The 12,030-nt window shown below is 70.3% G+C and carries 14 protein-coding genes; 4 read left to right on the top strand and 10 right to left on the bottom strand.

All coding sequences use genetic code 11. From position 1 onward, the window contains the following. Positions 1 to 209 precede the first annotated feature (209 nt). The 3 genes from HH310_RS03385 to HH310_RS03375 are packed head-to-tail and all read right to left on the bottom strand — an operon-like array spanning position 210 to position 2,558. Positions 210 to 854 carry an HAD hydrolase-like protein gene (locus HH310_RS03385; protein ID WP_169173900.1) on the bottom strand — a complete coding sequence of 215 codons (645 nt, stop codon included), beginning with the start codon at positions 852 to 854 and terminating at the stop codon, positions 210 to 212. Between the two features lie 10 nt (positions 855 to 864). Further along, a complete protein-coding gene (locus HH310_RS03380; protein ID WP_169173899.1) occupies positions 865 to 1,113 on the bottom strand; it encodes a glutaredoxin family protein in 249 nt (82 codons plus the stop codon). After that, complete coding sequence (locus HH310_RS03375; RefSeq protein WP_312033805.1) at positions 1,110 to 2,558, bottom strand: AMP-binding protein; 1,449 nt, start codon at positions 2,556 to 2,558, stop codon at positions 1,110 to 1,112. Before HH310_RS03375 ends, HH310_RS03380 begins: the two co-directional genes overlap by 4 nt. A 447-nt stretch (positions 2,559 to 3,005) precedes the next feature. Between HH310_RS03375 and HH310_RS03370 the strand changes: the two genes are divergently transcribed. After that, complete coding sequence (locus HH310_RS03370; RefSeq protein ID WP_211191742.1) at positions 3,006 to 3,857, top strand: ECF subfamily RNA polymerase sigma factor, BldN family; 852 nt, start codon at positions 3,006 to 3,008, stop codon at positions 3,855 to 3,857. Positions 3,858 to 4,038: 181 nt separating this feature from the next. Continuing rightward, positions 4,039 to 5,193, top strand: coding sequence for a DUF5667 domain-containing protein (locus tag HH310_RS03365; protein ID WP_312033803.1), 1,155 nt, complete (start codon positions 4,039 to 4,041; stop codon positions 5,191 to 5,193). 73 nt (positions 5,194 to 5,266) lie between these two features. Here HH310_RS03365 and HH310_RS03360 read toward each other — a convergent pair whose 3' ends face one another. The 5 genes from HH310_RS03360 to HH310_RS03340 form a co-directional block, all read right to left on the bottom strand. Beyond that, positions 5,267 to 6,247 carry a lysophospholipid acyltransferase family protein gene (locus tag HH310_RS03360; protein WP_211191695.1) on the bottom strand — a complete coding sequence of 327 codons (981 nt, stop codon included), beginning with the start codon at positions 6,245 to 6,247 and terminating at the stop codon, positions 5,267 to 5,269. Beyond that, on the bottom strand, positions 6,244 to 7,311 hold the full coding sequence (locus HH310_RS03355) for an NAD-dependent epimerase/dehydratase family protein (protein WP_169173896.1): 1,068 nt from the start codon (positions 7,309 to 7,311) through the stop codon (positions 6,244 to 6,246). Before HH310_RS03355 ends, HH310_RS03360 begins: the two co-directional genes overlap by 4 nt. An 81-nt stretch (positions 7,312 to 7,392) precedes the next feature. Next, a complete protein-coding gene (locus tag HH310_RS03350) occupies positions 7,393 to 7,494 on the bottom strand; it encodes a 30S ribosomal protein bS22 (protein ID WP_007465623.1) in 102 nt (33 codons plus the stop codon). Between the two features lie 178 nt (positions 7,495 to 7,672). Beyond that, a complete protein-coding gene (locus HH310_RS03345; RefSeq protein WP_169173895.1) occupies positions 7,673 to 7,885 on the bottom strand; it encodes a helix-turn-helix domain-containing protein in 213 nt (70 codons plus the stop codon). A 188-nt stretch (positions 7,886 to 8,073) separates the two neighbouring features. Continuing rightward, positions 8,074 to 8,979, bottom strand: coding sequence for a proline dehydrogenase family protein (locus HH310_RS03340; RefSeq protein ID WP_169173894.1), 906 nt, complete (start codon positions 8,977 to 8,979; stop codon positions 8,074 to 8,076). 78 nt (positions 8,980 to 9,057) lie between these two features. Between HH310_RS03340 and HH310_RS03335 the strand changes: the two genes are divergently transcribed. Continuing rightward, complete coding sequence (locus HH310_RS03335; protein ID WP_169173893.1) at positions 9,058 to 9,594, top strand: CGNR zinc finger domain-containing protein; 537 nt, start codon at positions 9,058 to 9,060, stop codon at positions 9,592 to 9,594. Here the strand turns inward: HH310_RS03335 and HH310_RS03330 are convergent. Then, entirely contained in the window at positions 9,581 to 10,396 is an 816-nt protein-coding gene (locus HH310_RS03330) for a sugar phosphate isomerase/epimerase (RefSeq protein ID WP_312033800.1), read from the bottom strand. The genes HH310_RS03335 and HH310_RS03330 overlap by 14 nt on opposite strands. Positions 10,397 to 10,507: 111 nt before the next feature. Here HH310_RS03330 and HH310_RS03325 point away from each other — a divergent pair, with 111 nt between their 5' ends. Next, positions 10,508 to 11,344 (top strand): hypothetical protein, encoded by an 837-nt coding sequence (locus HH310_RS03325; RefSeq protein ID WP_211191692.1) that lies wholly within the window; start codon positions 10,508 to 10,510, stop codon positions 11,342 to 11,344. On the opposite strand, the gene HH310_RS03320 is transcribed toward HH310_RS03325, so the two are convergent. Then, positions 11,326 to 12,009, bottom strand: coding sequence for a response regulator transcription factor (locus HH310_RS03320; protein ID WP_020512993.1), 684 nt, complete (start codon positions 12,007 to 12,009; stop codon positions 11,326 to 11,328). The genes HH310_RS03325 and HH310_RS03320 overlap by 19 nt on opposite strands. Positions 12,010 to 12,030 lie beyond the last annotated feature (21 nt).

Genomic DNA, 12,030 nt, shown 5'->3' with positions numbered 1-12,030 from the left:
CTCCGTGCCGACGAGGTGGCGAAACTGCGGTGAACCCGCCGACGCCTACGTGTATCGGCTGTGATAGCGGGCCTCTTCGTCGTCACAGAGTAGGCGCTTGTGAAGGCGTGCACAAATCGCGATCTTGTTCAGAGGAGTGGACAAAGATCCACTCGCGTGTTAACAGGGCATCAGTAAAAGTATGGCCGCTGTCTACATCCACCGACCACTTACTGAAGCGTACGAGCGACGGCGACTGCTTCGACCAGACTGTCCGCGACCGGACGCCCCGAAGCCCTCAGCCGGACCGCATCGGTGAAACCGCCCGTGTACAGCACGGCGACGGCCCCCACCGACTCGGCCGCCGCCCCGTCGTCCAACGAGTCACCGATCAGCACCACCCGGTCGCCCGGGATGCCCAACTGGGCCAGGTGCTCGGCCAGATGGGCCGCTTTCAGGTGCCCGCCCACCTCGGTGCGAAGCCCGTCGATGCGGGTGAAGACCCCGGAAAGCCCGTACGTCTGGATGGCCGGCACCAGCTCGTCGTGGAACCACATGGACAGCAGTGACTGCGATCCCGGCCAGGAGGTCAGCGCGGCCTGGGCGTCGGCCGCCAGCTTCATGTCGGTCAGACCCAGCCGGTACGCGTCGTGGAAGATCCGGTCGAGCTTGCCGAACTCCTCGTTGTCCACCGCCCGCTCGAGGATCTCGGCATAGAACTCGGCGACCGGCCGGCGGAAGCGGCTGCGGTGCTCGTCGGCGCCGACCGAGCGGCCGCCGACCGCGGTGAACGCCTCGTTGGTGGCGGTGACGACCAGGCTGAAGTCGTCGAGAAGGGTGCCGTTCCAGTCCCAGACAAGATGCGTGCGCGTCACGGCAGGCACCCTACAGTCGCGACTCCCCCGGCTGTCGAGCCAAATCCCGCAGCAGCCGGTCCTCCTCGACCCGCCAGTAACCGTGCTCGGCGCCGTCCAGCAGCACCACCGGAACCCGGTCGCCGTAGTCACGTTCCAGCTCGATGGACGACTCCACGTCCACCCGGGTCCAGCCGTCCGGCACGATCCGGTCGAGCACGGCCGCCGCCTGCTCGCAGAGGTGGCAGCCGTCCCGGCTGATCAGGGTCACTCGCTTCATGAGGGCAATTCTCGCTTGCGAACCTTGCCGGTGGCCGAGTGCGGAAGCTCACTCACCAGCTCGATGCTCGGCATCTTGAACCGGGCCAGCTGGCCGGAGCAGTAAACCTGCAGCTCGGCGGGGGTGGGCGGTGGGTCGAGGGCGGCGACCACGAAGGCGTGCGGCCGCTGACCGGTCGCCGGATCACTTACGCCGATCACCGCCGCCTCGGCCACCGCGGGATGGCCGTCCAGCACCCGCTCGATCTCGGCCGGGTAGACGTTGAAGCCGTTGACCAGGATCAGCTCGCCGATCCGGTCGACCAGGTGCAGGTCGCCGTCGGCGTCCGCGTACGCCACGTCGCCGGTGGCCCACCAGCCGTCCGCGTCCGGCCCGTCCCGGCCGTCCGGCCAGTACCCGGCGAACAGGTTCGCGCCGCGCACGACGATCTCGCCCGGGTCGGTGCCGTCCACGTCCGCCACGCTCAAATCCAGTTCGGCCTCGTCATCGTCGGGGGACGCGATCCCGTCCGTCCACAGCACCGCGCCGTCGGCCGAGCGCAGCAGCAGGGAGACGCCGGGCAGCGGCCGCCCGATAGAGCCCGGTTTTTCCCGGGCACCGATCGTCAGCACCGGCGCGGTCTCGGTCAGCCCGTACCCGACCAGGATCGACTTGCCGGTGGCCGCGGTGAATCGGGCCGAGTCCTCCGGGGCGAGCGGCGCCGCGCCACACACCGGGGTGCGCACGCTGCTCATCGCCGTCGCCGCGGCGGGCTGTCGCGCCCACGCCGCGTACATGCTCGGGACCCCGATCGTCACCGTCACGGCTCGCTCGGCGATCACGGACAGTGACGCGGCGGCGTCGAAGCGGTCCACCAGCACGCCGGTCGCGGCGTGGTGCGCCACCATGCCGAGCCCGGTGTTCAGCCCGTACGCGTGAAACATCGGCACCGCCAGCAGGACCACGTCGTCCGGGCCGGCCGGCGGCGGGTCGACGGCGTCGAGCTGCTCGTGGTTGGCGGCCAGCGCGGCGTGGGTGAGCATCGCGCCCTTGGGCCGGCCGCTGGTCCCGGACGTGTAGAGCAGCACCGCGAGATCACCCGGGGCGACCGACGGCAGCTCGGCGGCGTGCGCGGACGGGCCGAGCGCCTCCCGGACGATCAGCACCGCGCCGCTGTCGCGGACCGCGTACTCCAGCTCGTCGTCCGTGTACCCGGGGTTGAGCGGCACCGCGACCCGGCCGGCCCGCAGCACCCCGAAATAGGTGACCACGAAGTCGACCGAGTTGGGCAGCATGATCGCCACCCGCTCGCCCGGGCCGGCCAGCTCGGCGACCCGATGCGCCGCCGCGGTGACCCGCTCGTCGACCGCCGCCCAGGTCAGCGACGCGTCCGCGGCGATCAGGGCGAGGCCGTCGGGCCGTCGCGCCGCGGCCTCGGCGACCGGGTCGGCAGCGCGTACGTCCACGGGGCACGAGTCTGGCACAAATGGTGCCCGAAATGGGGACAGGCGGACAGCCTGTCCGTCGTCTTGCGGAGAGTGCCCACCATCGTGTCAGACGTTCCTTGTGCGACGTCTGCGCCACTTCGTACTATTTTCGCGCAGCGCACACGGTGTGCGACTCCATGTGTTCGGTGTCCGTGATACTTCGCGTCTGAGTAACGGACTCCACAGCCCTGGGTGAGGTCGGTCGTGCCGACCCACCCCTTTTGCTATGAGTGATCACCCCTCATCCGAGGAGGCCGCTGTGCCACAAAAAGTACGGAATTACTGCTATTCCTGTTCTGGCGGGACGGATCAGCAGACGTACCGGGCCCGCCGGGTTGAGGAGGCGCAGTGACTCATGCGTACGCCGGGGATCCGAACTACCGCATCTCCGAGGGTCTGACCGCCCTCCGCCGCTCCGTAGACGACATGATCACCAACACGCTGCGGGGTGACAGCCCGAAACGCACCCGCAACCGCCCGAACGTCAACGAGTCCCCGCATCGGGCCGCGCCGACCGGCAACGCCAAGCCGATGCCGGGTGGCGGCCGGGTCGCCGTGCCCGGTCGTCCGACCATGCCCGCGCAGCCCACCGCCGGGCAGCGCAGCAACCTGCCGGAAGCCGACGCGACAGTGGTCGTCCCGGCGCAGAGCACCACCGGCCCGCCGCGCGAGGCCGAGCCGCCCAAGTACCCGGCGCGGCCGGACCCGACCGACGCGGCGGCCGAGGTGTGGGCGCTGGTGGAACGCGCGCAGGCCGGCGAGGCCGAGGCGTTCGGGCTGATCTACGACCGGTACGTGGACACCGTCTTCCGGTTCGTCTACTTCCGGGTCGGCAACCGTCAGCTCGCCGAGGACCTCACCTCGGACACCTTCCTGCGCGCGCTCAAGCGCATCGGCAGCTTCACCTGGCAGGGCCGCGACCTCGGCGCCTGGCTGGTCACGATCGCCCGCAACCTGGTCGCCGACCACTTCAAGTCGGGCCGGTACCGGCTCGAGGTCACCACCGGCGACGTGCTGGACGCCGACCGGGAGGACCGCGGTCCCGAGGGCAGCCCGGAATCCGCGGTGGTCGACCACATCACCAACGTCGCCCTGCTCTCCGCGGTCAAGCAGCTCAATCCCGAGCAGCAGGAGTGCATCGTGCTGCGCTTCCTGCAGGGCTTCTCGGTCGCCGAGACGGCACAGACCATGGGCAAGAACGAGGGTGCCATCAAGGCACTCCAGTACCGGGCCGTCCGGGCGCTCGCCCGGCTGCTGCCCGAAGGGTTCCAGTGGTGACCGGGCTCTCGCGGATGTCGATCTCCGATACCCGATACCGGGCTCTTCTCCCCGTAACCGGCGAAGCGTGTCGCGCGTTTGTCCGGGTGCGACCCCGGGCAGGCCTGCCGGCCCCCGGTTTCGTCGCGACCGTCGGCGATGCCGCCGACGAGACATTCACGAGCGAGGGGAGGTGCCCGCGGTGAACTTCGACTTCCTGAACCGCCGGAGCGCCGAGCGCTTCGCGGAGCTTCTCGACGAGACCACCGGCAGCCGCCGGCACCACAGTCGCGGCCCGGCCGACGAACAGCTCGCCGAGCTGGTCGCCATCGGCAGCAGCCTGCCCGCGTCATTGCCCGGAACCGGCGTCGAACCCGAGTTCCGCACCGGGCTGCGTGCCATGCTGGTCGCCACCGCCGAGCGGGACGGCATCGGCCGGACCGCGACCGCCGAGACCGAACCGGCCGAACCGGCCCGATCCCGCATCAAGGCCGGGCTCATCGGCCGCGACGGCCGGCGGTTCCGCACCCGGGGCGCGATCGTGATCGGCGTCGCCGCCGGCGCGCTGGCGGTCTCCGGGATCTCCGCCGCAAGCGAGAACGCATCGCCGGGCGACACCCTGTACGGGGTGAAACGCTCCACCGAACGCGCGCAGCTGGCGATGGCCGGCTCCGACGTCAACCGGGGGCAGTTGTCCCTGGACTTCGCCCGCACCCGGCTCGCCGAGGCGGCCGCGATGAAGGGCGAGGACGCCGGCTTCGGTGGCGTGCTCAACGACATGGACGCCGACACCCGCAAGGGCGTGAAGCTGCTGACCACCTCGTCGGTGGCGCGGCGCGACACGAAGCCGCTCGGCACCGTCGACGACTTCGTGACCGAGCAGCGGCAGAAGCTGATGCCGGTGCTGGACCGGGTCGGCCCGGACAACCGGGAACGGGCGATGACCTCGCTCGATCTGCTCGACGCGGTGCGCGAGCGCACCGCGGACCTGCGCGATGGCCTGCGGTGTACGCCGGTCGAACCGGCCGGCGCGGACGCTCTCGGTCCGAAGCTGCGCGACTGCGTCGCCAACGCGGACAATCCGACGACGTCCCGCCCGTCCGGGCACGGCAGCAAGGTGACGACCAAGCCGACCAAGGACAAGGACGACTCGGCCAAGCCGGCGACCCGGGGCACCACGTCCGCGGAACCGGACGCGAGCCCGTCGTCGACCGAGGACCCGGATGGCGTCGGAGCGCCCGGACCGGATCTGGCGCCCTTCGGCGACACGTCGCCGAGCGAGAGCCCGTCGACCGGACCGCAGAATCGCAGCGACCCGCTGGGCGGACTGCTCGGCGGGCTGCTCGGCGGCAAGTAGACACACCGGAACATGGCGAGGGGTGGAGCCCGGGAGTTACCGGGGCCACCCCTCGTTTGTCACTATAGGACGTTCAGGGACCAAATGGGTCGGGTCGCAACTCGAGCAGTTCGAGCAGCGTCGCCTGGATCGTCTCGCGCACCTGGTCGGCGAGGTTGAAGACGACCATCGGATCGTCAGCGAGCTCGGTCAGGTGCGCGGTCGGGATCGGGGTGCCGAACCGGATCAGCCACTTGCTCGGCAACGGCACCAGCCCGAGCGGGCCCAGCCACGGGAACGTCGGCGTCAGCGGGAAATACGGCAGGTTCAGCAGGCGGGCCAGCGGCTTGAAGTCGGCCAGGATCGGATAGATCTCCTCGGCCCCGACGATCGCCACCGGAACGATCGGGGTGCCGGTGCGCAACGCCGCCGAGACGAAGCCGCCACGGCCGAAGCGCTGCAATTTGTACCGCTCGGAGAAGCGCTTGCCGACGCCCTTGAAGCCCTCCGGGAAGACGCCGACCAGCTCGCCGTAGTTCATCAGGCGCTCGGCGTCCGGGTTGCTGGCCACGGTGGCGCCGGCCTTGCGGGCGAGCTCGCTGAGAATCGGCACCCGGAACACCAGGTCGGCGCCGAGCAGTCGCAGGTGCCGCTGCTGGGGGTGGCGATCGCGGAGGGCGACCGACAACATCAGCGCGTCCAGCGCGAGCGTGCCGGAGTGGTTGCCGACGATCAGAGCGCCGCCGGACGACGGGACGTTCTCCACGCCGTACACCTCGGTGCGGAACCAGTCCCGGTAGAGGAAGCGCAGCATGGGGTGGAAAACCGAGTCGGTGAGCTCACGGTCGAAACCGAACTCGTCGATCTCGTACGCCCCGGCGAGCCGGCGCCGCAGGAAGGCGAGACCGTTCGCGACGCGTTGGTCCCAGACGTCGATCGGGTCGGGCGCTGCCTCCGGCATCGGTGGCACCTCCGGGATCGGACGCCGGCCGTTCACGCGTTTCGGCTCGGCCGGCTCCGGCAGGGTGAAGTCGGCGTGCCCAGGAAGCATTCCGCGGTACTCGTCCTGACTCAAGGCCGATCACCTCCCACGGCGGCGGTCGAGCGAAGCCGGCGGATGCCGTCCAGGATCGCACGCTCGGCCGCGACCAGCCGGTCGGAGTTCAGCGAGCCCTCGGCGTGACCGCGCAGGAAGTCGTCGAACGCCTCCGCGGTGGTGCGCGGGGTGAAGCCGAACTCGCTGATCAGCCGGCTGGCGTCGACCACGCGGCCGTGCACGAACAGGTCGATCTGATCGAGGCCGATCTGGCCGATGCCCACGTTGCGGGCCAGCCCGGCGAGCGTGGACAGCGTGGTCTCGGGAAGCGGCAGCGAGAGCCGCCCGGCCCGGCGGACGGCCTGGGAGAGCGACAACACACCGGCCCCGGCCACGTTGAACGTGCCCGGGTGGTCCTCGATCACCGAGCGGTGCAGGATCTCCAGCGCGTCGTCGACGTGCACGAACTGCAGGCGGGCGTCGCGGCCGAGCACGGTCGGCACCACCGGCTGCGCGAAGTATCGCGTCAGGGTGGTGTCGGCGGTCGAGCTCAGGAACGGCGCGAAGCGCAACACCGTGGCGACCACGTCGGGCCGCCGGCGGCGGAAACCGCGCACGTAACCCTCGATGTCGAGGATGTCGCGCGCGTAGGACCCGCGCGGCACCGCCCGGGGCTCGGTGTCCTCGGTGAAGACGGCCGGGTCACGGAACGACGCGCCGTAGGCCGCGGTCGACGACCGCACCACGAGCTTGCGCAGCGGGGAGGCACCCTGGGCGGCGGCGAGCAGCTGCATCGTGCCGATGACGTTCTGCTCTTTCATCGCCGAGCGGCCGCCGTGCTGCGGATCGGGCGCGCTGGTGACCGCCAGGTGCACGACCGCTTCGGCGCCGAGGTCGGCGATGACGCCGGAGGCTGCCCGGGCGTCGGCCCGGATCAGCTCGACGTCCGGAAGCAGCTCACGCAGAGCTGACGGCGGGTCGACGGTGTCGAGACCGATCACGCGGCCGACGCGCGGATCGGAGGCGAGACGCGCGGCCACCCGGGCGCCGAGAAATCGGCTGACTCCGGTGACCACGACGACGTTCGGCGGTGAGGTCACCACGGACGCACCTTCCGATGCGGCAAAGGGCGGCAAGCGCCGGAACGGCCGGGGCCGGCGGTCACCGCGCGGCCCGGCCGGCCGTCACTTGCCGAGACGGCGACGCTGGACGCGGGTCTTGCGCAGCAGCTTGCGGTGCTTCTTCTTCGCCATACGCTTGCGGCGCTTCTTGACCACGGAGCCCATACGAACAGCCTCTCGAAACCTGGTGGCTCGGATCGGGCGCGCTCGAGCGCGTCCCGGTTCCGATCTGGACGGCATCCCGGGGCGCGGGCTTGCCGAGAGGCGGCACGCGCGAAACCAGGAACCAACCGCACCAGCGTACCGGCCGGTCAGGGCCGCGCCAAAACGGCCCTGCCAGACCTCAGGCCGTCTGCGAGAACGCGTCGCGCAGATACTCGTGCACCGCGTGCTCCGGCACCCGGAACGAACGGCCGACCCGGACCGCGGTCAGGTCGCCGCCGTGCACCAACCGATAGACGGTCATCTTCGAAACCCGCATCAGGGAGGCCACCTCGGCCACGGTCAGGAACCGCACCTCGGAGAGTCGCTCCTCGGTCTGGGCTGGACCCGTCATCTCGTTGCACCGATCCTTTCGGGCACGGCCGCCGCGACCGGACAAGCCTTGCGACGCGGCGGAAAACGTGCGTGTCCTCAGAACGGTATCGATACGTCTGTGACCAACGCGATGCGTTCCGTGAAATCGCCTGAAAAAGTCAAGCGCAACACGCCGGTATTGCCGCATTTTGCCCTGAATGTGACGTGTCAGCTCTGCCACGCGGGGCGCAGGACGCCGGCCGGGCTCTCCGCGAGACGGCGCATCAGGTAGCCGTACCACTGGGCGCCGTACGGCAGGTAGACCCGCACGACACCGCCGCCGGCCGCGAGCCGGGCCTGCTCCTCGGGGCGTACGCCGTACAGGAGCTGGAATTCGAACTCGTCGCTGGAGCGGTCGAACCAGCGCGCTCGGTCCTCGGCGATCGCGATCAGCCGTGGATCATGCGTGGCGACCATCGGGTAACCCTCGCCGGACATCAGGATGTTCAGACAGCGGACGAACGCCTTGTCGACGTCGAGCGCGGACTGGAACGCCACCGACTCGGGCTCCGCATAAGCCCCCTTGCACAGGCGCACCCGCGAACCGGCGGTGGCCAGCTCGCGGCAGTCGCTCTCGGTGCGGCGCAGATGGGCCTGCAGGGCAACACCCGTGGCGGGGAAGTCCTTGCGCAGCTCGGCCAGGATCTCCAGGGCCGAGTCGGTGGTGGTGTGGTCCTCGGCGTCCAGGGTCACCGCCGCGCCGGCCTGCGCGGCGGCCGCGCAGATCGTCCGCGCGTACTCGGCGGTCAGTTTCTCGTCGATCTGCTGGCCCAGGGCGGACAGCTTGAGACTCACCTCGGCGGCCGGCGCCAGCCCGACGCCGGCCAGCCGGGACAGCAGCCGGACGTACTCGTCGCGGGTGTCGACCGCCCGCTCGGCGGTCACCGGTTCCTCGCTCAGATGCTCCACGGTGACGGTCAGACCGTCGTCGGCCAGCCGCCGGGCCACCCGCAACGCGTCCTCGGTCTCGGGGCCGGCGACGAAACGCCCGACGAAACCCGAGATGGGGGCGGACGTCATGAGTCGTCCGAGACGAGTGGAGCTCGCGGCGGCCAGAAAGACGGATCGGAGCATAGGGCGAGCGTATCGTCCGAAGCATCGTCACTCGCGGCAACCATGTCCGTCCGGGCCGCGTCCGGCTACCGTTATCGGGTGAACTTCGATGCGTACGCCCGGACGGCGGTTGACCTCGTCAACGCGCCCATGGGTGACCTCGCTGAGCTGCGTGCCCTGTTCGCCGGCGACCAGGGCTGGATGGGCGGCGAGGTGGCCGACAAAGATGTCGCCGTGTTCCGTCGTGCGCAGCGCCGCCTGCGCGACGTCTTCGAGTACGGCACCACCGGCCGCGACGGTGAGGCGGTCAACGAGCTGAACGCTCTCCTCGAGACGTTTCCGGTGCAGCCGCGCATCTCCGGGCACGACGCGGCGGACTGGCACATGCACGTGACCAGCCGCGGCGCGTCGGTGAGCGCGGAATACCTGGCCGGCGCCGTCTGGGGCCTGTCGGTGTGGCTCTGCGAGTACGGCAGCGCCCGGTTCGGCATCTGTGCCGACGAGCGCTGCGGAAACGTCTACCTCGACACGTCGTCGAACAACTGCCGGCGCTTCTGCTCGGAGCGCTGCGCGACCCGCTCGCACGTGGCCGCGCACCGCGCCCGCAAGCGCGCCGCGACTCTTACGCCCGCGTAATCGCCTTCTGCTCGGCCGGTTCGAGGTGCTTCCTCGCGAACTCGAGGGACTCGCGCAGGTCGGCCTCACGCGCGGCCCGGCTGGACGCCCGCCGCGTGTTGATCTCCAGCGCCACCGAACCGGTGAAACCCCGCGCCGACAGCGAGTGCAGCAGCTCGGCGCAGGGCTGATTGCCCCGGCCGGGCACCAGGTGCTCGTCGCGGCCGGCCCCGGTGCCGTCGCCCAGATGCACGTGCTTGAGCCCGGAACCCATCTTGTCCGCCATGTTCAGCGAGTTGACCCGGGCGGCGGCGCAGTGCGAGAGGTCAAGCGTGTACGCGTCGAAGCCGGTCTCGGTCGGGTCCCAGCCCGGCGTGTACGGCACGAACCAGCGGCCCGCCATCTTGACCGGAAACATGTTCTCGATCGCGAAGGACAGGCCCGGATGGCGTGCCTGCACCTTCTCCAGCCCGGGTGCGAAGTTTTTCGCGTAGTCGCGCTGCCAGGTGAACGGCGGGTGCACGACCACGGTCGGCGCGCCCAGCGTCTCGGCCAGCTCGGCGGCACGGTTCAGCCGCTCCCACGGGTCGGGGCTCCAGACCCGCTGGGTCACCAGCAGGCAGGGCGCGTGCACCGAGAGGACCGGCACGCCGTAGTGATCGGATAGACCTTTCAAGGCGCCGGCGTCCTGGCTGACGGCGTCGGTCCACACCATGACCTCGACGCCGTCGTATCCGACGGTGGCGGCCATCTCAAATGCGGCGGCGGTCGGCTCGGGGAAGACCGACGAGCTGGACAGGAGCACGGGGACGCGGGAACTCACAGTCATAAGGGTAGACCCGTTCGTCTCGCGCGCAGGCTCGTCGAGCGGGTATATGCGGTCATACCGGGCGTCGTCGCGGTGATAGTCACCTGCGCGCGTACCCTTTGCCGCATGAGTCGCCGTGACCCGATCCGCATCGTCATGGACCCGTCGGCCGTTGATCGGCCCGCGGAGACCGGGCTGGATTTTCCTCGTGAGTGGATCGAATTTCTCGACCCCGCCGACGAGCAGCACCTGATCCGGGCCGACCTGACCTGGCTGCTGTCCCGGTGGACATGCGTCTTCGGGTCCGCCTGCCACGGCATCGTGGCCGGTCGGGCGGCGGACGGCTGTTGCACCCACGGGGCGTTCTTCACCGACGCCGACGACGAGAAACGGGTCCGGGCCGCCGCCGCGAAGCTGACGCCCGAGACGTGGCAGCACTACCGGCGCGGGTTCAAGAACTACACGGAGATGGACACGGTCGACGGGTCGAACCCGGCGCGGCGCACCGCGATCCGCACCGAGGACGGGCCGTGCGTGTTCCTCAACGACGCGGACTTCGCGGGCGGCGGCGGGTGCGCCCTGCACGCCCAGGCGCTGCGTGACGGCGTACACCCGCTGCAGTACAAGCCGGACGTCTGCTGGCAGCTGCCGGTGCGCCGGGAGCAGGACTGGGTCAAGCGCCCGGACGGCACCAAGGTGTTGCAGTCGACGCTGACCGAGTTCGACCGGCGCGGCTGGGGTCCCGGCGGGCACGACCTGGACTGGTGGTGCACGTCCTCACCCGAGGCGCACGTCGGGACCGAGCCGATGTACATGTCGTACGCGCCCGAGCTGACCGCGCTCATCGGCGGCTCAGCCTACGAGAAGCTGGCCGAGCTGTGCGCGGCACGAATCGCCGCCGGCCTGGTGGCGGTGCACCCGGCCACCGTGGCGGCTCAGCAGGCTCAGGGCTCGAACTTGTAGCCCAGACCCCGGACCGTGACGATGTAACGCGGCGCGGACGGCTCCGGCTCCACCTTGGAGCGCAGCCGCTTGACGTGCACGTCCAGGGTCTTGGTGTCACCGACGTAATCGGCACCCCAGACCCGGTCGATGAGCTGGCCGCGGGTCAGCACCCGGCCGGCGTTACGTAGTAGCAGCTCGAGGAGCTCGAACTCCTTGAGCGGCAGCTGCACGCCGGCGCCGTCGACGGTGACGACGTGGCGCTCGACGTCCATCCGGACCGGGCCGGCGGCGAGCGTGGGCGTGGAGACCTCGGCCGCCTCGGTGCCCTGACGGCGCAGCACCGCGCGGATCCGGGCGACCAGCTCACGCGGCGAATACGGCTTCGTCACGTAGTCGTCGGCGCCGATCTCCAGCCCGACCACCTTGTCGATCTCGCTGTCCCGGGCGGTCACCATGATGATCGGGACGGCGGAACGCTGCCGCAGCTGACGGCACACCTCGGTGCCGGACATCTCCGGAAGCATGAGGTCGAGCAGCACGATGTCGGCACCGGTCCGGTCGAACTGGGTTAGCGCCGAGGTTCCGGTCGGCGCGACCGACACCTCGAAGCCCTCCTTGCGCAGCATGTACGACAGGGCGTCGGAGAACGACTCCTCATCCTCGACCACGAGCACGCGTGCCAATGTGGTTCCTTCCATTTCCCG

This window comes from Actinoplanes sp. TBRC 11911 (assembly GCF_012933445.1).
In the GTDB taxonomy this organism is placed as follows: domain Bacteria; phylum Actinomycetota; class Actinomycetes; order Mycobacteriales; family Micromonosporaceae; genus Actinoplanes.
This window is presented reverse-complemented; position numbering and strand designations above follow the sequence as displayed.